17 protein-coding genes are annotated in these 20,442 nt (G+C 55.3%); 5 read left to right on the top strand and 12 right to left on the bottom strand.

Features of this window, described 5'->3' with window-relative positions; translation table 11 throughout:
* Nucleotides 1-612, bottom strand: a complete 612-nt coding sequence (locus tag FrondiHNR_RS05040) for a methyltransferase (protein ID WP_279354156.1) — start codon at nt 610-612, stop codon at nt 1-3.
* A gap of 57 nt (nt 613-669) precedes the next feature.
* Between FrondiHNR_RS05040 and hflX the strand changes: the two genes are divergently transcribed.
* Nucleotides 670-2,370 carry a GTPase HflX gene (gene hflX, locus FrondiHNR_RS05035; RefSeq protein WP_279354155.1) on the top strand — a complete coding sequence of 567 codons (1,701 nt, stop codon included), beginning with the start codon at nt 670-672 and terminating at the stop codon, nt 2,368-2,370.
* On the opposite strand, the gene dapF is transcribed toward hflX, so the two are convergent.
* The 11 genes from dapF to FrondiHNR_RS04980 all read right to left on the bottom strand — a co-directional run bounded on the left by dapF (nt 2,357) and on the right by FrondiHNR_RS04980 (nt 14,298).
* Entirely contained in the window at nt 2,357-3,235 is an 879-nt protein-coding gene (gene dapF, locus FrondiHNR_RS05030) for a diaminopimelate epimerase (protein WP_279354154.1), read from the bottom strand. The genes hflX and dapF overlap by 14 nt on opposite strands.
* Nucleotides 3,232-4,200, bottom strand: coding sequence for a tRNA (adenosine(37)-N6)-dimethylallyltransferase MiaA (miaA, locus tag FrondiHNR_RS05025; protein ID WP_279354153.1), 969 nt, complete (start codon nt 4,198-4,200; stop codon nt 3,232-3,234). Before miaA ends, dapF begins: the two co-directional genes overlap by 4 nt.
* Nucleotides 4,175-5,761, bottom strand: a complete 1,587-nt coding sequence (miaB, locus tag FrondiHNR_RS05020) for a tRNA (N6-isopentenyl adenosine(37)-C2)-methylthiotransferase MiaB (protein WP_279354152.1) — start codon at nt 5,759-5,761, stop codon at nt 4,175-4,177. Before miaB ends, miaA begins: the two co-directional genes overlap by 26 nt.
* A gap of 101 nt (nt 5,762-5,862) precedes the next feature.
* Complete coding sequence (locus FrondiHNR_RS05015) at nt 5,863-6,585, bottom strand: regulatory protein RecX (protein WP_279354151.1); 723 nt, start codon at nt 6,583-6,585, stop codon at nt 5,863-5,865.
* A 97-nt stretch (nt 6,586-6,682) separates the two neighbouring features.
* On the bottom strand, nt 6,683-7,756 hold the full coding sequence (gene recA / locus FrondiHNR_RS05010) for a recombinase RecA (protein WP_279354150.1): 1,074 nt from the start codon (nt 7,754-7,756) through the stop codon (nt 6,683-6,685).
* A gap of 366 nt (nt 7,757-8,122) precedes the next feature.
* On the bottom strand, nt 8,123-8,347 hold the full coding sequence (locus FrondiHNR_RS05005; RefSeq protein ID WP_279354149.1) for a DUF3046 domain-containing protein: 225 nt from the start codon (nt 8,345-8,347) through the stop codon (nt 8,123-8,125).
* A 40-nt stretch (nt 8,348-8,387) separates the two neighbouring features.
* On the bottom strand, nt 8,388-8,711 hold the full coding sequence (locus FrondiHNR_RS05000) for a helix-turn-helix transcriptional regulator (protein WP_279354148.1): 324 nt from the start codon (nt 8,709-8,711) through the stop codon (nt 8,388-8,390).
* 191 nt (nt 8,712-8,902) lie between these two features.
* On the bottom strand, nt 8,903-9,442 hold the full coding sequence (locus FrondiHNR_RS04995; protein WP_279354147.1) for a CinA family protein: 540 nt from the start codon (nt 9,440-9,442) through the stop codon (nt 8,903-8,905).
* 52 nt (nt 9,443-9,494) lie between these two features.
* Nucleotides 9,495-10,094 carry a CDP-diacylglycerol--glycerol-3-phosphate 3-phosphatidyltransferase gene (pgsA, locus tag FrondiHNR_RS04990; protein WP_279354146.1) on the bottom strand — a complete coding sequence of 200 codons (600 nt, stop codon included), beginning with the start codon at nt 10,092-10,094 and terminating at the stop codon, nt 9,495-9,497.
* Nucleotides 10,095-10,165: 71 nt separating this feature from the next.
* Nucleotides 10,166-13,042: a DNA translocase FtsK gene (locus FrondiHNR_RS04985; protein ID WP_279354471.1), complete on the bottom strand. Its 2,877-nt coding sequence runs from the start codon at nt 13,040-13,042 to the stop codon at nt 10,166-10,168.
* Between the two features lie 245 nt (nt 13,043-13,287).
* Nucleotides 13,288-14,298 (bottom strand): LacI family DNA-binding transcriptional regulator, encoded by a 1,011-nt coding sequence (locus tag FrondiHNR_RS04980; protein WP_279354145.1) that lies wholly within the window; start codon nt 14,296-14,298, stop codon nt 13,288-13,290.
* 202 nt (nt 14,299-14,500) lie between these two features.
* Here FrondiHNR_RS04980 and FrondiHNR_RS04975 point away from each other — a divergent pair, with 202 nt between their 5' ends.
* From FrondiHNR_RS04975 to FrondiHNR_RS04960, 4 genes are all read left to right on the top strand, one after another.
* A complete protein-coding gene (locus FrondiHNR_RS04975) occupies nt 14,501-15,454 on the top strand; it encodes a ribokinase (protein ID WP_279354144.1) in 954 nt (317 codons plus the stop codon).
* 67 nt (nt 15,455-15,521) lie between these two features.
* Entirely contained in the window at nt 15,522-16,556 is a 1,035-nt protein-coding gene (locus FrondiHNR_RS04970) for a BMP family ABC transporter substrate-binding protein (RefSeq protein ID WP_279354143.1), read from the top strand.
* A 46-nt stretch (nt 16,557-16,602) separates the two neighbouring features.
* Nucleotides 16,603-19,395: an ATP-binding cassette domain-containing protein gene (locus FrondiHNR_RS04965; RefSeq protein WP_279354142.1), complete on the top strand. Its 2,793-nt coding sequence runs from the start codon at nt 16,603-16,605 to the stop codon at nt 19,393-19,395.
* On the top strand, nt 19,392-20,336 hold the full coding sequence (locus tag FrondiHNR_RS04960) for an ABC transporter permease (RefSeq protein WP_279354141.1): 945 nt from the start codon (nt 19,392-19,394) through the stop codon (nt 20,334-20,336). The genes FrondiHNR_RS04965 and FrondiHNR_RS04960 overlap by 4 nt, the downstream gene beginning before the upstream one ends.
* Nucleotides 20,337-20,442: the final 106 nt, after the last annotated feature.

Raw genomic sequence — 20,442 nt, 5'->3', positions numbered from 1 at the left:
CTACGACCAGCGTCGAACGCGAAGAATTCTAAACCCCTTGCTTGTAGCATTTCGAGAGACGGCAAAGTCATCGGGGAGGGTGGTACCTAACCACCGGTGGAGGGAGTCGGATCCAAGGTTACGTTGAACCACCAGGTAGGCATCCGAACGTTCTTTCAACCGGGGGAGCCAGGTCAACAAGATGTCGTGCAGAACATTTTTACCCACGCGAATGGGTGGGTTTGACCAGATCGTGTCAAAGGCAACATCGGGGGGAACCTCCTCGGGCTTTACCGCCCGAATATTTGTCAGCCCCAGGGCCTGTGCATTCATCCTGACCAGCTCCAGCGCACGATCATTCACGTCCACCGCCCACACAGTGCTCTCGGGTGACTCCAGCGCAAGAGTAAGACTGATGGGACCCCAACCGCAGCCCAGGTCGAGGAGATTGCCCGTTTTCGGCGCCTCGGGAGCGTAGGACAGAAGAGCCTCGGTACCCCGATCTATGTGGTCGGGACTAAAAACACCACCCGCCGTTGTTACATCATATGTGTCCCCGGATAGACGCACCGATATCTTCCTGGGCACAAAATCGCTATCCGGATTGGTGCTGAAATAATGATCATCAGCCATACGTTTCAGTATTACAGACTTCCTTCAGACACATCGCAAAGGGTATCCTTAGTATTAATGATTAAAAGCCACGGCACATTTGATAAAAACGACCACTCCGTCCCCTCCAACAAAGAAGCTGGCACACAGGGTGCCTCACAAACAGAGCCCGATGCCCAAGCCAAGCACAAAACCTCACAATCAGAGGGGGCGCACGAACCACTGCCACTCGACACAGACAGTCACGGGGAAGAGCGTGAAGACTCCGAACGGGTCACCCGCGTTCTCAACGCGGCTCGAGCAACCTCTTCCGGCTTTAGCCTCTTTCGCGACGGCTCCGCGCAGGCGCTCGACCACACACACGGTAGGGACGCCAGCGAAGCTTCCGACGGTGACCAGCTTGAGCGCGAAGAAAGAAGCGCACTGAGGCGGGTTGCGGGACTCTCCACCGAGCTTGAAGATGTCACCGAGGTCGAGTATCGACAGCTACGTCTCGAAAACGTCATACTCATTGGCGTTTACTCCCAGGGGTCCCTGAGCGACGCAGAAAACTCGATGCACGAGCTTGCCGCACTCGCCGAAACAGCGGGGGCTATGGTTCTTGACGGACTGCTCCAGCGTCGCCCCTACCCGGACCCGGCAACCTACCTGGGCAAGGGTAAAACGTACGAGCTTCGAGACCTGGTCAAAGCGATGGGAGCAGACACCGTCATCGCGGATACCGAGCTCTCGCCCAGCCAGCGACGAGCACTTGAGGATGTGGTGGGTGTGAAGGTTATCGACCGCACCACGGTAATCCTCGACATCTTTAGCCAACACGCAAAAAGCCGAGAGGGTAAAGCGCAGGTTGAACTCGCCCAGCTTGAGTATCTGTTACCCCGACTGCGCGGCTGGGGTGAGTCGATGTCTCGCCAAGCGGGTGGCCAGGTTGGCGGAGCCGGGGCGGGTATGGGCTCACGTGGTCCCGGAGAGACAAAAATTGAGCTAGATCGGCGACGCATCCACTCTCGGATGGCTAAGCTGCGCAAGCAGATCGCGGCAATGAAACCAGCCCGCGAAGCAAAACGCGCGAATCGCCGCCGCAACTCGGTACCCTCCGTTACCATTGTGGGCTACACCAACGCGGGAAAATCGAGCCTACTCAATCACATCACAAGTGCTGGCCTGCTGGTGGAAAACGCGCTCTTTGCAACCCTCGACCCCACCGTCCGACGTTCTCACACCGCGGACGGACGCGAGTACACGCTCACGGACACGGTGGGTTTTGTACGTAATCTTCCGCATCAATTGGTCGAGGCTTTCCAGTCCACCTTCGAGGAAGCGCGCGACGCAGACCTTATCCTGCACGTGGTGGATGCGTCGCATCCCGACCCCGCCAGCCAGATTGCAACGGTTCGGAATGTTTTAGGCGAGGCCGGGGCCAGAAACGTACCGGAACTTATTGTGTTTAACAAGAGCGATCTGGTTCACACGGATGACATAACCGTTTTACGCGGGCTCGAACCAGAGTCACTATTTGTATCGGCTCGCACGGGCGAGGGCATAAACACTCTTCTCGAGACGATCGACAGCATGCTCCCCGACCCTGCCGTTGAACTCACCGCGTTGATTCCCTTCGACCGAGGTGACCTGATCACTACCCTGCACGACTCACACCGTGTTTTGGAAACAAGCTACGACGAGGGAGGAACCCGGGTTCACGCGCTGGCCTCACCCGAATTTGCCGCGGAACTTGCGCCCTTTATCCTGGACACGGAAAGTCCCGCTACGGAAGGGTGACCGTTCCGCGGAACACCAGCTCCGCCGGACCCGAGAGAGCAACGTGTTCACCCTCTTCGGTGGGAAACATCCGTACTGCGACGCGCCCCCCGGGAACATCCACCCTCCAGTGGTGGGGGGCATTTTTTCCTGCCCAGTGGCGGACAGCAAGCGCAGCGGCAACAGCTCCCGTGCCACACGAGAGGGTTTCCCCGCTGCCACGCTCATGAACACGCATCCTCACCTGACCCACACCGTCAGCAACGGGAGGATCCCCCGGAACCACAAACTCCACGTTTGCACCGTGGGGGACCTCCGGCGTGAGCTGCGGAGCGGAGCTGAGATCAAGCCTCTCAAGCTCTTCTACACTTGATAGTGCCACCACCACGTGGGGATTGCCCACGTTGATTCCGAGGCCCGGCCTGGCCACATCCAGGTCGCGCGCCCGAACCAGAGGTTCTCCCCCGTCGAGCTTCCAGCGCCCCATATCAACCTGATATCCGTTTCTATTGCGTTGGACATCCTTCACTCCAGCTCTTGTACCCACAACTAGGGTCTCCCCCGGTTCGTTATGAGCGAGGCCTTCGGTAAGTAGAAAATGGGCAAAGACACGCACGCCGTTGCCGCACATCTCAGAGGGCGAACCGTCAGAATTCCAGTAGTCCATGAACCACTCCGCAGCTTCGTCTTCGGCGAGTGATTGTGCCCCATCAATAATGTTTTCCGAACGCACAACACGGATAAGACCATCAGCACCAACACCAAAGTTACGGTCACAGAGCCACACGATTTCCTGCGGGGTAAGCTCGGTGGTTCCGTCTGGGTCGGCAAACAGCACAAAGTCGTTGCCCGTTCCGTGCCCTTTAACAAAGTTGATGCTGGTCATCTCTTTAGTCTATCGGGGGGGTGCGCTAAGACACGTTCTAGACGCTGAGGATCGGAGGCGTGAATCCAATTGAGGTCCTGATACCGTTTAAACCAGCTCACCTGCCGACGGGAGTACCTGCGGGTCAGACTCTGGGTGAGGGCTATTGCCTCATCTCTTGTTGCATCTCCACGTAGCTGGGCGAGGGCCTGCGCGTACCCAATTGCTCGGCTGGCTGTTATTCCGTGTTCAATACCCTCCGGGATAAGCCCCTCAACCTCTTCCAAAAGGCCTTGATCCCACATGTCCAGCACCCGCTTGTCTAGGCGCGAGGTGAGCACGGCACGATCCTCATGAAGCCCCACGATGTTGAGAGGCATCCACGGTACCGGTTCCTGAGGAAGCGCCGCGCTGAAGGGGGCACCCGTTATCTCTATAACCTCAAGGGCCCTAATAACACGGCGAATATTTTGTGAACCTATGTTGGCAGCAGCAACCGGGTCGCGGTCAGCCAGTCGTCGAAAAAGCTCTTCGGGTCCCTGCTTTTCACACTCCCGTTCAAGCCGCGCCCGAACAGCCTGGTCCCGGGCGGGGAAATCAAAGTTAAAGATAACCGATGAAACGTAGAGACCGGAACCACCAACCAGGATAGGCACAATCTCACGCTGCACCAGATTACTCAGTATCTTACGAGTAGATTCCTGATAGGCAGCCACGGTGGACTCCTCAGTAACCCCCAGGGTATCCATCTGGTGATGGGTAATCCCACGTCGTTCCGCGGAGGTGAGCTTGGCAGTGCCGATGTCCATTCCCCGATAGAGTTGCATAGCGTCAGCGTTGATAATTTCTGCTGCGCGACCAGTGGCATGTATCCGCTCCGCAAGATCAAGCGACAGGGCGCTTTTACCGGTTCCTGTGGGCCCGACTATAACGTGTAGCGTATCGATTTTTTGATCTCGATCAGAGGCGGAGGTTGTCGTTCGCATCGTAGAGAGGAGTCGTTGCGGAACGAATCACGGGCAGTCCCAGATTCACGGTGGCCTTACCGCTTGGATTTCCAAGATTCACGGGGGCGGGGACGCCGCACGACTCGGCCTGGCTCCTATCCCAGGCATCACCCGATCGCGTGCGACGTACGACAAGAGGTTTTCCCTCTATGGCTTCCGCCACCAGGTGGAACGGAGCTGCCTGTGTGACGGTGACACTCACGACATCTCCCGGACGGGGGATTTCGCTTCCCGTTGGAACCTCGAAGTGGACAAGCCGTGAGTCTTCGGCACGCCCCGTCATACGGTTTGTTGCCGAATCTTTGCGTCCCTCGCTGTTCGACACCAGAACCTGAAGGGTTCGTCCAACTTGTTTCTGATTTTCTTCGTGGGAGATTCTGTCTTGCAGCGCGATGAGCCTCTCGTAGCGCTCCTGAACAACCGCTTTGGGCACCTGATCGGGCATGGTCGCCGCTGGGGTTCCGGGCCGGATGGAGTATTGGAACGTAAAAGCGCTCGCAAATCGCGATTCTTCCACAACCCGCATTGTGTCAAGAAAATCCTCTTCAGTCTCACCGGGGAAGCCCACAATGATGTCTGTGCTTATGGCTGCCTCGGGGATACGCTCACGCACCCGCTCAAGGATTCCTAAAAACTTCTTTGACCGATATGAACGCCGCATCGACTTGAGAATGTCGTCGGAGCCCGATTGCAACGGCATATGAAGCTGCGGCATAACGTTGGGGGTTTCGGCCATCGCCTCAATAACGTCGTCGGTAAATGCCGCTGGATGAGGACTCGTGAAGCGCACCCGCTCAAGCCCCTCGATACTGCCGCATGCACGTAGAAGCTCCGCAAAGGCACCTCGGTTGCCAAATTCTACCCCGTAAGTATTGACGTTCTGACCAAGCAGCGTTATTTCGGTGACTCCCTCATTGACCAGGGATTGGACTTCGTTCAGGATCTCTCCGGGACGTCGATCTTTTTCTTTTCCGCGCAGAGAGGGAACTATACAAAAAGTGCAGGTGTTGTTGCAGCCAACGGAAATTGAGACCCACGCACTGTAGCTTGAGTCACGCTTAGTGGGCAGGGTGGAGGGAAAGGTCTCGAGAGACTCAAGTATTTCTACTTGGGCTTTGTCGTTGTGTCGGGCCCGCTCCAAAAGAGCAGGCAGCGACCCCATGTTATGCGTCCCAAAGACCACATCGACCCAGGGGGCCTTTTTGAGGATGGTGCCCTGGTCTTTCTGTGCCAGACACCCCCCAACCGCAATCTGCATTCCTTCGTTTTTGCGCTTTACGCTGGCGAGATAACCCAGGTTGCCGTAGAGCTTATTATCAGCATTTTCACGAACCGCGCACGTGTTAATAACAACAACGTCTGCGGTTTCGCTCGTGGAGGGGATGTATCCGGCCGCCTCCATCGATCCACTCAATCGCTCCGAGTCGTGTACGTTCATTTGACATCCATAGGTGCGAACAACATAGGTACGGTGCTGCCCATCGCGTCCAATAGCCGCGGAGGACGGTGTTATTAGCGTGGGAGTTTCTACCAGGGTCATGGGCTTCATTTTACGCTACCTTTATGGGGAGTTTATACGACTGCTGTTGCGAAGAGCGTACGCTGCGGTGCACGGAACGATAACCCTCTTGATCCCGTATTTTATTCAAAACTCACGGGGTGACTTTTGCCGCGGGTGTTACCCAAGACCTGACCGACCGCAATTCTAATGTGGTCTGAGCTATATCCTCGGCGCTGCAGGTAACCGCTGAGCCTCCTCTCGGCTACCATACGATCGATGCTCCCCATGCGTCGAGCCCGATCAGCAGCGGCGCTTACAACAAGCTGTAGCTCATCTTGCTCATCAACCTCGTTAAGAGCCACGTTTATCGCGTCCTGTTCAATGCCGCGACGTGATAGTTCACGACGAATAACGGCGGGACCCTGTTTTTTTCGACGCATGAGAGTCTCAACAAGGTTCGCAGCAAGAGCGACATCGTTAACGTACCCTCTGCGTCGAAATTCGTCGAGGAGGTCGTCTGCAAGACTCTCATCGGCCCCTGCCTCAATCATGACATTACGGACTTCCCTCTCAGACAGCGCTTTCTTAGCAAGTTTCATCAGAGCACAATCTTTAATCCGAGCGGAAAGAGACTCTCTGGTCTCGACACCCTGCGCTAAAAAGCCCGGGGTAACGATCTGTATTCTTGATCTCGCGAGGGCTTTTGCACCACCGCGCTTCTGAGCGGGAAGCTCGGATGAACTCTCCAGTGATACCTCAGGAGCCACTCGAGTTCTGGGTGCTGCCTCTGCCCTCCGGGATCGCCCAGAGAGAGCAGAAACAGCGGCAACAGAGTTGTTTATTGGTTCAAAACGAACTGCCATATCCTCTTAAATATTCCTTATAGTAACCGCCCGGCCCCCGCTACTTCAGGATTTACCCGCACAGAAACGGTGAGCCGGACACAAACGATGGGTATTTCTAAGCCCCACGCTTAGAAGCGATTTTCTTCTCAAGTGAGATCGGCGCTTCTTCACCGGAATCACCCTCGACAGAGGGTTCTCCGATGCCAAGTTTTGTCTTAATTTTAGTTTCAATCTCATTGGCCACAGCGGGGTTCTCTATCAAAAAGCGACGCGCATTTTCCTTACCCTGCCCCAGCTGATCACCATCGTAGGTATACCAGGAACCACTCTTCTTAACGATCTCGTGTTCAACACCAAAGTCGATCAGGCTTCCCTCACGGGAAATACCAATACCGTAGAGAATGTCAAATTCGGCCTGCTTAAAGGGCGGAGCCATCTTGTTTTTCACAATTTTTACGCGGGTACGGTTACCAACCGCTTCGGTTCCCTCCTTAAGGGTTTCGATACGGCGAATATCCAGACGCACAGAAGCGTAGAACTTGAGCGCTTTACCACCAGCAGTGGTTTCGGGACTGCCAAAAAACACCCCGATCTTCTCACGCAGCTGGTTAATAAAAATCATGGTCGTTTTGGTTTGGTTGAGCCCACCCGTCAACTTACGGAGAGCCTGAGACATAAGCCGAGCTTGAAGACCAACGTGCGAATCGCCCATATCACCCTCGATTTCAGCCCTTGGAACGAGTGCTGCAACCGAGTCAACTACGATGAGATCAATAGACCCCGAGCGTACAAGCATGTCTGCGATTTCTAGCGCCTGTTCTCCGGTGTCCGGCTGTGATACGAGCAGGGAATCAATGTCAACGCCTAACTTCTTTGCGTATTCGGGGTCGAGGGCGTGCTCCGCATCGATGAACGCGGCTATACCCCCTGCACGCTGGGCATTTGCAATCGCGTGAAGCGTAAGCGTAGTTTTTCCCGATGATTCAGGACCATAAATCTCGACAATTCGGCCGCGAGGCAAACCACCAACACCGAGCGCAACATCTAGCGCTATTGAACCGGTGGGAACCACCTCAACGGGTGCTCGTTCATCACTGCCTAATCGCATGACAGAACCCTTGCCAAATTGACGATCAATTTGGGCGAGCGCGCTCTCGAGAGCTTTTTCGCGATCTGTGACGGATGCCATGGTGTTCTCCTTATATATCGTGCGACGCAATATCGCTTGGTGTAGCTGCCCGCAGGCTGCCGGGCTCGGAGATAAGCTGGACACTTTCTTCAAACTAACGGCAGGGCATCGGCGCTGGTTCGCCCGCTGATTTAAACGTAAACCCGACCCCCGACATTGACGACGAGAAAACGGAAAAACTAAAAACAGTGGAACAACCTTTGCCTGTTGAGGAGACTATCACGATCGAACAAATATTCGAATAGGATTTTTGCGTGTCGTTCAAAGACCATAAAAAGCGAGTGGGCTGGCATCCAGGATTCCCTCAAGGAAACCTTTGGATACCAGCCCACACACCTCACCCACTAGAGTGAGCACAATCGAATTCTATTGACGAGCCACAGGACGCCCCCGACCGTGCCAGCGCTCAGGCGGAACCCCCATCTCTTTACAGAGGGCCCGCCACACCCGTTCAAGGGGAACACCCGACTCAACGGCCTCCCCTACGGTCCGACTGCCCAATTCCGTCACGGCAAGATCCCGAACAAGAGTCTGACCATAAGAATCACCAAATTCTTCGGCCACCGCCAGACGAAACTCACTCAGCCGCACGGGACACTACCAAAATCTCTAGCTCCCGAGAAGAACATGTTCAACGTCGGATAAGATCCGAGTCAAAACCCGCCACAAAATCAGCAGGAACCGTGTCTGGAACGCTGTCACCGGTAACCCGGTCGATACCCTCCATAATGGCCAGACGACCACTAACCTCACGCATAATAATTGAGAGTGGCGTTCCGAGTGCGTCCGCTACTGCGGCGAGAATTTCGCTCGAAGCTTCTTTCTGTCCACGCTCCACTTCGCTGAGATAGCCAAGCGCAACGCTGGCTTCCCCCGCGACCTGCCGCAGAGTCCGACCTTTTTGAAGGCGAAAATCACGGAGAACGTCACCAATTTCCTGACGTACGAGAACCACGTTCACCCTCCCTAAAACCTATAGTTTGCGCTATGAGAATCATCCTCACGTTATTTATCTAACCACTCTAACCAATCTCACTGTGGAAAAGGTGAAAGTGTCAACACAGTATAACCTTCAATATGTGATTCCTATTCCCAAGTAACTTTAACGGGTAGATGCCCATAATTCTCGCTCATAACACCCATTATTCACGAAAGTTCCCGGAGAAGCTCCTCCAACGCAGCCACAACCACCTGACGCCTAATTTCTTCTCGAGTACCGGATAACAACAAGCGCACATTTCGGGTACCAGATTCACTAGCAATCCCAATAAACACAACTCCCACCGGCTGGTTGCTTATGTCGTCTGGATCAGGCCCGGCTACCCCTGTGGTTGCGATCCCGATAATTGCGGTTTGTTCCCGCACCGAGCAGCGTTCATAAGCACCACGTGCCATTGATTCTGCAACATCAGGGTGGACAGGACCGTGATCACTCAGCAGCCCGGACTCTACCCCAAGCAACGAGTGTTTAAGTTCGGTGTTATAGGCTACAACTCCCCCGTTAAAAAAGGTGGAGGCTCCCGCCACACTCACTAGGGAGGCGGCCAGCATTCCCCCGGTGAGCGACTCGGCTGTTGCAACACGTGCGTCCTTCCGAGCAGCAGCCTTTAAAATCTCCTCTGCCAGTAGAGAGGTCGTATTACTGTAGGACTCGTACAAGAAATCGCCTGAGTTCCAATTATTCATTCGCCACGATCCTTTGATGAGGGCATTGCTCGCATAAGCGAGCAGCCGTGTTTCAGCCGCGCGCCGGTTTTGTTGAACCGAGAGCGGTGCGCACATAGTCAAGACCGCTCAGAATCGTCAGCGCACAGGCAAGACTCATCGTTACGGTGTTAATGGGTTCCACCCAGGAACCCCATACGGAAGCAAGCGGGAGCAAGGCAAGAGAAATCGCAATTGCCTGCATAAACGTCTTGATCTTTCCCAGCCAGGCGGCCGCAATAACCACATGGCCTCCTGCCCTGATGAGGCGATCAACCGTAATCCCCCACTCTCGGATAAGAATGATCACCGTAACCCACCACGGCAACTCCGCGAGTATCGATAAACACACGAGGGCCGCGCCCGTCAGCAGCTTATCCGCTATTGGGTCTAATAGTTTCCCTAGGTCCGTTACCTGATTGTTGCGGCGGGCAAGAAAACCATCTACCCAATCGGTAGAGATCGCGATGATAAAGAGCGCGGCACCCCACCAGCGAGAGGCGTCTGGACTGCCGCCGCCCGCAAGAACCAGCCACACACAGAGTGGGGTAAGAAGGATTCGCGCAACGGTAATAGTGTTTGGCGCGTTCCAGTTGGAGGGGTGGGAACCTGAACTTTGGACCTCTGCTGACACACTGTGAGTCTATTGCCTAAATTGTCCGAGCGTGACTAAATTATCGGCACAGCCACAAGAACCGAAAGGCTTTATTGGCGTCCGGTAAGTCCCCAGGCGTCCTCATCCGAACCATCGCTGGAGTCGTTATCGTGGTAGTCCACCGCCGGAGCGCCGCCCTCCAGGCTCCGCATCATTTCGTCAGGCTGCATCTGTATAACGTCGGTTTGCTGTGCGTCTACCGGAACCCCCGTATCCGCAGAGAATCCCATAGCCACCTGCGGTTGTGAATTCGAGAGCGAGCTCGGTGCTGCTTCCGGTGGCAGCGCATCCGGCAGTTCGTCCCGGGTCACTGACTCGGCTGAGGTTGAGACCGGTTCTGATACGGGTGACTCGGGTTCTTCGCCACGGAGGCGAGCCAAGACGCGAGACAGATCATCTTGAGTGACAAGGACATCACGAGCTTTTGAACCCTCTGAGGGACCCACAATCTCGCGAGATTCAAGAAGATCCATGAGTCGTCCCGCCTTAGCAAAGCCCACGCGTAATTTGCGCTGCAGCATAGACGTCGAACCAAACTGGGTAGAGATAACAAGCTCTGCGGCAGCCAACAGAACCTCGAGGTCATCACCGATATCCGAATCAATCTCTTTTTTCGCGGCGGCGGTTGCGACGTCCTGACGATACTCGGGCATTGCCTGGGCCTTCACGTGTTTAACCACACGCTCGATCTCTTCTTCGCTCACCCACGCACCCTGAACCCGCACGGCCTTCGACTCACCCATCGGGAGAAAAAGCCCGTCCCCCTGACCGATAAGCTTATCGGCCCCGGGCTGATCAAGGATCACGCGGGAGTCGGTGGCGCTTGCAACGGCAAAGGCCAATCTGCTGGGAACGTTAGCCTTAATAAGGCCCGTCACAACGTCTACGCTGGGTCTCTGCGTGGCCAGAACAAGATGAATTCCGGCGGCCCGGGCGAGCTGCGTAATGCGAACGATTGAGTCCTCTACATCGCGCGGTGCCACCATCATCAGGTCGGCTAGCTCGTCAACGACCACCAACAGGTAGGGATAGGGTTTCAGCTTTCGCTGGCTACCCTCTGGTAATACCAGTTCGCCGTTTTTAACGGAGGCGTTAAAGTCATCGATGTGCCGAAAACCAAAGCTCTGGAGATCGTCGTAACGCATATCCATTTCTTTGACCACCCATTGCAAAGCCTCCGCAGCTTTTTTGGGGTTGGTGATGATGGGGGTGATCAGGTGTGGAACTCCCTGGTAAGCGGTGAGCTCCACACGCTTAGGATCCACAAGGACCATGCGCACGTCTGTGGGTGTGGAGCGCATGAGCAGGCTGGTGACCATGGAGTTAATGAAGCTTGATTTACCGGAACCGGTGGAACCCGCAACCAAAAGGTGCGGCATTTTAGCCAGGTTAGCCACCACGTACCCACCCTCAACGTCTTTACCCACACCAATTGCAAGGGGGTGGGTGCTTCGCGCAGCCACAGAGGATCGCAGGACATCACCCAGCGAGACGGTTTCCCGATCGGTATTGGGAATTTCTACACCAATGGCGCTTTTACCGGGAATCGGAGACAGAATGCGAACCTCGTTGCTCGCAACAGCGTAGGAGAGATTCTTACTCAGAGCGGTCACCCGCTCAACCTTGACCCCGGGGCCAAGTTCAATCTCGTAGCGTGTAACGGTTGGTCCTCGGGAGAAACCGGTCACCGTGGCATCAACTTTAAACTGAGCCAAAACCGAGGTTATCGCCTGAACAATGTCATCGTTTGCCTGTGAGTGCCCCGTGGAAGGAGTGCCCTGCTCGAGAGAGGAAGGTGCGGGAAGAACGTATTCTCTTTGAGTTTCAGGCGAAGAATCCTCTATAAGTGGGGCCACGGGAACAAGTGGGCGCGGCGCGGGCTCATCGGTAACTCCGCCCTCGATCTGACCCTCATCCAGGTTAAACTCGGCGTCATCGGCCAGGCCCGAGGCAGATCCTCTGACACCCGGTGTGTTCACTGCGTCTTCTGCTTTTTTGAGGTCATCCAGTATTCCCGTGGGATAGAGACCGTTATACGCGGCTGTTACGCCCTCACTATCAAGGGTTGGATCGGGTTCAAGTGCCGAGTCAAAGCCCCGTACACCGCTCCCCCCCGTACCAAGAACCGCGGTCACCCCCTCTGCGTCAGACGGCTGACCGTAGGCGGGGTCTTCTTCTCGCTGACTAGAATTACGCCGCCACCAGGGCAGGTCACCAGCTGCATGAGCGGAGTCTTCGGTGTCAAGAAGGTCCGAGAGGTCACTCTCTTGCCCTTGCACCTCGGCTTTCTTCGCTCGACGCTCGGCACGCGTGAGCTTTGCAGAAACTGGCGCGTCTTCCTGCCCCTCACCAGGAGGTTTGCCTTCCGCTCCAAAAAGATAAGCGTAGGCCTGCACTGCCCTCTGTCCAAGTCGATTAGGAGGGGTCTTTGTGATGATGAAGAGCGAAAGCACGAGCAACATAATGATCACCGCACTCGCGCCATAAACCGTGATTACGGTAGTGAGTGGAGCCGCAATCATCCAACCCAAAAGCCCCCCGGCAGCGGCCAGGCTGAGCATACCGTCGCTCGGAGCGGGCTGCCCCCCAAAGATATGACACAGACCGGAGATCGTGAGCAACAGAAGAATAACGCCAATCGCGATACGACGATTATCGTGAACGCTGCTGGGGTTATTGAAGAGCCACAGGGCAAAGACCACCATGATAACGGGCAACCCAAATGCTACACGGCCAAAAAGACCACCAAATGTCCACGCATCAATCTGGGCAGCAATCGGGTTTCCCATGAGGAACCACTCGGTTATGGCTCCCGCGATGGCCAATACGATCAGGAGCAGAGGGATTCCGTCTCGACGCTCCTCAGGAGACATCTTTTCAACCCGAAAAGCCCTGCATAGCCCACCAATACCGTGTGCTGTGGACATCCACGCGCGCGCGAGCACGCCGGGAGTTTCCTCGGCTGCAAGAACGGTTGTCTTTGCGGTCGCTGAGGGCGTCCGCGAATTCTTTTTCGTCGCGGTTGTTTTTGCTGAGGCCCCCCTAGAAGACGAGGAGCGCCTAGCAGCCGGTTGTTTTGTGGCCATGCGTCACAGAATACAGGCCCCCTCAGACACAACCCGTTTATGTGGTCGGCGTGTGGATTTTCAGCGGTTTTCCACGCTAAAACGCATCACTCGGAACCTCGACTCGACTCGCGAATAATCAAGCGCGGTTGAAAGATCCTCGTGCGGTTTTCCAAGAGCGGATTCTCCTGCCTGCTCCGCAGCAAGCCCACCGTTGCATGCGCCATCTGATCGAGCGGGTGCTCCACTGTGGAGAGTCGGGGAGAAAAGATCGAGGACAACCACAAACCGTCATACCCCACTAATTTTACATCGTCGGGAACCGCGATGTGAGAACCCCGTAAGACGTCAAGAACCGCAATAGCAATCACGTCAGCAGCACAGAGTATTGCGTCGGGAACATACCCATCACGAACCAGACGCTGCGCAGCCTCACGGCCAAAATCTGCGCTAAATCCTCCCAGAAACTCACAAAAACGCACTCCCTCACCGCTCTCTAACATAGCTGCTCGAAAGGCCACAAGCCGAGCTTCGGCGGTGCTCGAATCGGGTTGAGAACCAATATAAGCAAACGAAGTACACCCGCTTTGAAGCAGATGATTTACACTCTCCCGAACGCCATAGTCATCATCAGAGCCGACAAAATCGACGCCTCCGATGGGCACAAAACGGTCGAAAAGCACTACAGGCATTGTCCGTGCAATGTTCTCAAGCGCATCCGAGTGGGGTCGATTACGCATCGGAATGATCACCAAACCGTCAACCATGTGCTGGCGGAGGGTGTGAATTCGACGGGTCTCGTTCTCGATGCTGCCCTGAGAGTCACACAGGATAATAGAACGCCCCACCTCATCAAAGGCTAGTTCAAGGGATTCAATGACGCTGAGAAAATAAGGGTTCGACACCGAGGGCACGATGACTCCCACGGTATCCGTGCGACTGGTACGCAATGCCCTGGCGAGGAAATTCGCCCGGTACCCCAGTTGATCGCGCGCCTCCAGCACTCGCTTTGCGAGCGCTGGGTCCACGCTTGAGTTTCCCGCCAGTGCACGGGAGGCTGTTGCCGGGGAAACATTAGCCGCTTCCGCAACCTGTACCACCGTAATCCTCTTCGTCATTTTGGCACCCTCCGTCAAAAGTATGCGGTTCACGCGTATTTATTCACCACGCTCAGCGTAGAACCCATTTCTTATTACAGCTTATACACATAATGTGTATTGACAACATGAATTTAAGACCCTACTCTAAGTACCAGAAAACGTTTTCTCGTCCATCAAAAACACACCCGCTGAAGTTATCCCCCTACCCAATGGAGTAGCGATGCCGCTCATCATGCAGGACACAAATTCCCGCTCCCACCACCCCAATTCCGCACCGCGGGTCGTGGTGGTGGGAAGCATCAATACGGATCTTGTTGCTCGGGTACAGCACTTACCCAGCGCAGGAGAAACCATACCCACCACTGGCTTTGCTCGGTTTTCTGGTGGCAAAGGAAGTAACCAGGCCATTGCTGCCGCACGCCTTGGTCAGAGCGTCGCCCTCATCGCTCGAATCGGTGATGACGAGCACGGAGAGACCGCGCGAAGACTTCTCACTCAAGAAGGCGTCAGCACACGAGCCCTCCGGTACTCCGAACAACCCACGGGATTAGCCTTCATCACGGTAGACCGTAACGCCGAAAACCATATCGTCATCATTCCCGGGGCAAACGCCACCCTCTCAGAGAACGACATACACGGCTCCTCCGATATCATTCGGCAGGCGGTGGTGGTTGTCTGTCAATACGAAGTTCCCCTGGTTGCAACGCTCGAGGCAGCTAGACTGTGCCGCGGAACCTTTATCCTCAATCCCGCCCCTGCCGGGCCGGTTCCCCCAGAATTACTTGCACTCACCGATGTACTCGTTGTCAACGAAACCGAGTATCTCAGCGTCTTTCAACACCCCGCCCCACAGCAGGTTGATGCCTTTACCTCCCGTGCCCGCACACAATTACCACCCCACCTCAGGCTGGTGGTGACACTAGGAGAACGCGGAGCTTACCTCTGGAACGGTCAGGAGGCGTCCTCCTGGTTACCACCATCGGTATCTGTTACCGACACCACGGGGGCGGGAGACACCTTTGTTGGAGCTCTTGCCGACTCGCTAGCAAACGGCAATTCCCTAGAGAACGCCGTCCAGTGGGCTATTGCCGCAAGCGCCCTCTCCGTGCAGTCGTTTGGCGCAACAACCGCCATGCCGAATCAACAATCCGTCCGCAACCTCGTCAACCCATAGCCGCAACCACACTCACACTAGAGATGCTCTCTATCGATAGCGTCTGCAACCTGCAAAGGAGCACAAAATGAAAGCCCGTTTATTCACCACCACGGCATCCATCGCAATCCTGGGACTCATCCTCACCGGATGTGGCGCTCAACAAGAGTCACCACGGTCCGGTACGAACACAGATAGCTATAGCGTTGTGAACGTGTTCAGCGGGCCCCTTGGAGACCAGGGCTTTTTTGATGATGCTGCACGCGGCATGAAACTTATCGAACAAGATGGCAACACGATCAAAAATATTGAGGGCAAGAAGGAAGATCCGGCCCAGTGGAAATCCAATATTGAGTCCGTGTCAACAGGACAATTCGACATCGTGATCACCGGAACGTCGTTTATGACGGACATTCTCACCCAGACCGCGCGAAAACATCCCGAACAAAAATACATCACCTACGACGACGTCGTAAAAGAACCCAATGTCGCCTCAATTACATACAAGCAGAACGAGGGCGCGTTCCTTGCGGGAGTTCTTGCCGCACTTGTCACCTCAGATCCGGAATCCTTTCCACGTGCCTCGGGCAGCAAAACGGTGGGTATGGTGGGGGCCGTAGACGTTCCGATCATCCGCGATTTTTTGGTTGGCTTTACCGAGGGTGTTCACGCCGTAGATCCCTCAATCCGTGTCCTCGACTCGTTTGTCGGAGACTATGCAGATTCCAACAAGGGTTATGACCAGGCACAAGCCATGTTCAACCAGAATGCAGACGTCATCTTTCAAGTAGCTGGAGGCAGCGGGTTGGGTGTACTCAAGGCCGCAAACGACAGCGGGCGCTACGCAATAGGTGTTGACGCAAACCAAAATTCATTCCACCAGGGAGCAATCCTTGCTTCGATGGTCAAAAACATCGGAGAATCGCTACGCACCGCCGTTGCAGAATCACAAAAGGGAAGCCTGGCCTATGGCAAAACCACCGAATACGGGCTGGCAAACGGGGGTGTTGGGCTCATCTTCGAAGATAACGGCGACATTGTCTCAGCCGAGATTCAGAAGCGTATAGCCGAGTTTGCAGACAGAGTCATCTCCGGAGAGATCACAGTTTCCAGCACGTTGTAAACCGTCCCACATAACTCATTAGCTTTCAACCGTAGGGAGGTCAGTCGTGCCGAGCGCGCTACTCGAACTAAGAAACATCACCAAAGCTTTTGGAGATAAAGTCGCAAATAATAATATTTCCTTTGCCATGCTCCCCGGCCAGGTACACGCCATCGTTGGGGAAAACGGGGCCGGGAAAACTACATTGATGTCGATGATTGCCGGCACCGAGATCCCCGACTCGGGCGAAATCCTCGTGAACGGGATCCGAGTGACCATAGCAGGTCCTCGGGACGCCGCACGACTCGGAATCGGTATGGTTCACCAACATTTTAAACTGGTTCCCTCCCTCTCAGTTGCGGCCAACGTTTTCCTGGGGCGCGAACCGCGAACATCATGGGGAACTCTCGACACCAAACTCATGGCAGAAAAAGTGAACAGGCTCGCGGGTGAATTTGGCTTGGAGATCAACCCCCAGGCGCTCGTGAGAGACCTCTCGATTGGCTTACGTCAGCGCGTCGAAATTATCAAGGCACTCAGCTATGACACAAAGATTCTCATCCTGGATGAACCCACCGCCGTGCTCACACCCAGCGAAGCGGAAGACCTCTTCGCCGTTATTCGCAAACTTGCCGCGGCTGGTTGCGCAATTGTGTTTATCTCCCACAAACTAGACGAGGTACTTGCCGTTGCTCAGGTTCTTACAGTTATTCGTGATGGGCAGAACATGGGTACACACGAGTCGACGGGTATGACACAGTCAGACATCGCTCGACTAATGGTAGGACGCGAGGTCCTCCTGCGTAGCTCCTTTGCCCCGGGGAAAGCGACGCAGGAAACCCTCACGGTGAAAGATCTGACCCATGTGAATGAGCGCGGAGTTACCGTACTTAACCGGCTCAACCTCACTCTGCGTTCGGGAGAGATCCTTGGTATTGCAGGGGTCGAGGGGAACGGCCAAGCAGAACTCACCTCGATCATCGCTGGTCTTACCCGGACAGACTCTGGAACGCTCACACTTCACGGCCACGATATTACACATGAATCGGTGGCGCAACGTCGAAAACAAGGCCTCGCCTATATTCCCGAAGATCGGCTGGGCGTAGGGACAGGGCCGTCTCTCTCGGTGGCAGATAACGTCCTAGCAACGCACGCAACCCCTCCCAGGGTTCGCGCGGGATGGATCAGCACGGCAAGGAGCAAAAAATTCGCGGCAAAACTGATTTCCCTCTTCGATATTCGGGGAGCGCACCCCGCGACACCAATCAAAAACCTTTCGGGCGGAAACATGCAGAAGGTGATTATCGCAAGAGAACTCATCACCCGCCCTTCCCTCCTCATCGCATCACAGCCCACCCGCGGGGTGGACGTTGGAGCCATGGAGTTTGTGCACAGTTCTCTGATAGCGGCACGCGACGAAGGAAGTGCCGTGTTACTCGTCTCTGCTGACCTGAACGAGGTGATGTCGCTCTCGGATCGCATCGTTGTGATGTTCCGCGGACGCATCATTGCGGAGTTCACTCGACACACCATGACGGAGGAGGCCATCGGCCTAGCCATGACGGGACAGGTCCCTCCAGCTCTTCCAAACGCTGCCGCACAGGAAAAACAATCACAAGAACACCACCTTCAAGATTCCACCTCTCCCCTGCTCACAGAGCAAAAACAGGAGGACACCCCCGAATATCCTCTTTTCACGGAGCACCAGACGGGAGCCTCCCCCCAGGACACGAGCAAAGAGCCTGTGCGGCAGAGAATGCTGAGGTTCCTGCGCTCCCTCGCAAAAGGATCCGTGCAGCCCGTCATAGCCGTTGCGGTTTCCCTTCTCATCGGCGCGGCAATTATCATCACAATCGGCGAAAATCCCATTCGGGCGTACGATGAGCTGTTCTTTTCAAGCTTCCGTTCTTCGTTCGGCATCGCAGCACTCATCGCACAGTTCATCCCCCTGGTAATCATGGCCACGGCGGTAACACTTTCATTTCGCGCGGGATTCTTTAACCTGGGTGGAGAGGGGCAACTGTATCTGGGTGCACTCTCGGCGGCACTCGTCGGCCACATCCTCTCCGATCTCCCCGGGCCCCTTCTCACCGCCGTCGTCATCGGTGCGGGGTTCCTCGGAGGCGCACTCTGGGGAAGCATCCCCGGAACCCTTTTTGCGCTATGGCGCGTGGACATTATCGTCACAACTCTAATGATGAGTTCAATAGGGGTCCTACTCACCGCCTACCTGGTTACGGGGCCGCTTAAAGACCCAGAGCTCACCATGGCCGCCTCCCCACCCATTGCACCCCAGGCTATGCTTCCCCTCTTTAATGAGGATTTCGGCATCGGAGCGGATCTCCTCCTCGCGCTTATCGTGGTGTGTCTTACCGCACTTCTTCTTACCCGCAGCGTATGGGGCCTACGGGTTCGTCAGGTTGGTGAACTCAATAATTTTGCTCCCTACACAGGGGTATCAACCAGGATTCTCAGTGTTCAGGTGATGGCGCTCTCCGGGGGCCTCGCCGGTATCGCCGGCTCCCTCTTTGTCCTCGGCCCCAACGGCGGACAATTCCTACAGATATTCTCACCGGGATATGGATTCCTCGGTATCACCGTTGCCCTTCTCGCCAGGCTCAATCCCTGGGCAGGAATCTTCGCGGCGGCCTTTTACGCCACCATGATGTCCGGTTCGAACGGAATGCAGATCAATACCGAGGTTCCATACCCCCTGGTAAACATTTTGCAGGGTCTCATTATCCTGCTCATCACAGCAACCGTCATCATCAACAAGCACACTCGAGAACGACTCGTCCGACTCTTCCGCCTGCATAAACGGCACGGTTTAACCTCAACATCGCTGGAGGCAAACTCATGAACGACCTACTCGCACAGCTTTTCACAGCGGCAACCCTCGCGGTTATCCTTGCAAAGGTCACGCCGATCCTCCTCGCGGCACTGGGCGGAGCGCTTACCCAGCAAGCAAACGTGCTCAATATCGGCCTTGAGGGGATGATGCTTCTGGGTGCTTTTGCCTCGATTAGCGTCGGGATCACAACGGGCAACTCATTCATCGGGCTCGTGGCGGGCGTGCTTGCAGCCGCCCTTCTCGCCTTAATTTTTGCCATAATAGTGCTGCACTTTCACGCCGACGAGATTGTGGTGGGCATAGGGGTTAACCTCTTGGCCGTCGGACTCACCGTGTTTCTTCTGGTGACCCTCTACGGTAATGCCGGGGTAACACCACCCGATAAGACCATAACACTGCCCAAGATATCGTTGGGTCCACTCGCTGAAATCCCTGTGCTCGGCCCCACCCTCAACGATCAAACCGTCCTGGTCTGGTTAGCCTTCGCGGCGGTACCGCTCTGTTCTTTCCTGCTGTACAGAACCCGTTTTGGGGTCCACCTCCGCGCTGCTGGTGAGGACCAAGCCGCCGCGCAGGCCGCAGGCGTCCGCGTATTGCGAGTCAAGTTTATGAGTGTGCTTCTTTCCGGTGTGTTCTGTGGCTTGGCCGGATCCCAACTAGCGATGGCAACCATCGGAGCGTTTTCCGCCGATATGACCGCCGGGCGAGGATTTATCGCTGTTGCGGCTCTCACATTCGGCCTTGCAAGACCCGTACGAACGATGGTTGCGGCGACAATATTTGGGGCGGCCGATGCACTATCCGATCTCCTGGGAATCGCAGGAATAAACTCAAACATAGCCCTCATGATGCCCTACATTATTACGATAGTTGCCCTCGTCTTTTCTGGTTTGAGAATACGATCGCTTCTGCGTGGCAACGCGCAATCACAAAAAATGCGACCGTCGTGACCCTCACCCCACAATCGGGTCGAGCCCCTCCCCTTCAAGAAAATAAACCATGATTAGCTAATTATTATTAGTGATAAACAAGATATAAATTAACTATTAAAAATAC

The sequence above is a fragment of the Lysinibacter sp. HNR genome (assembly GCF_029760935.1).
Lineage (GTDB): Bacteria > Actinomycetota > Actinomycetes > Actinomycetales > Microbacteriaceae > HNR.
The sequence above is the reverse complement of the archived record's forward strand: the minus strand, read 5'-3'. Positions and strand labels throughout refer to the sequence as shown.

Excerpts from the sequence above, each read along its gene's own strand:
- FrondiHNR_RS05040 (WP_279354156.1), bottom strand. The coding sequence starts at position 612 with ATGGCTGATGATCATTATTTCAGCACCAATCCGGATAGCGATTTTGTG.
- hflX (WP_279354155.1), top strand. The coding sequence starts at position 670 with ATGATTAAAAGCCACGGCACATTTGATAAAAACGACCACTCCGTCCCC.
- dapF (WP_279354154.1), bottom strand. The coding sequence starts at position 3,235 with ATGACCAGCATCAACTTTGTTAAAGGGCACGGAACGGGCAACGACTTT.
- miaA (WP_279354153.1), bottom strand. The coding sequence starts at position 4,200 with ATGCGAACGACAACCTCCGCCTCTGATCGAGATCAAAAAATCGATACG.
- miaB (WP_279354152.1), bottom strand. The coding sequence starts at position 5,761 with ATGACCCTGGTAGAAACTCCCACGCTAATAACACCGTCCTCCGCGGCT.
- FrondiHNR_RS05015 (WP_279354151.1), bottom strand. The coding sequence starts at position 6,585 with ATGGCAGTTCGTTTTGAACCAATAAACAACTCTGTTGCCGCTGTTTCT.
- recA (WP_279354150.1), bottom strand. The coding sequence starts at position 7,756 with ATGGCATCCGTCACAGATCGCGAAAAAGCTCTCGAGAGCGCGCTCGCC.
- FrondiHNR_RS04995 (WP_279354147.1), bottom strand. The coding sequence starts at position 9,442 with ATGAATAATTGGAACTCAGGCGATTTCTTGTACGAGTCCTACAGTAAT.
- FrondiHNR_RS04985 (WP_279354471.1), bottom strand. The coding sequence starts at position 13,042 with ATGTCCACAGCACACGGTATTGGTGGGCTATGCAGGGCTTTTCGGGTT.
- FrondiHNR_RS04980 (WP_279354145.1), bottom strand. The coding sequence starts at position 14,298 with ATGACGAAGAGGATTACGGTGGTACAGGTTGCGGAAGCGGCTAATGTT.
- FrondiHNR_RS04975 (WP_279354144.1), top strand. The coding sequence starts at position 14,501 with ATGCCGCTCATCATGCAGGACACAAATTCCCGCTCCCACCACCCCAAT.
- FrondiHNR_RS04970 (WP_279354143.1), top strand. The coding sequence starts at position 15,522 with ATGAAAGCCCGTTTATTCACCACCACGGCATCCATCGCAATCCTGGGA.
- FrondiHNR_RS04960 (WP_279354141.1), top strand. The coding sequence starts at position 19,392 with ATGAACGACCTACTCGCACAGCTTTTCACAGCGGCAACCCTCGCGGTT.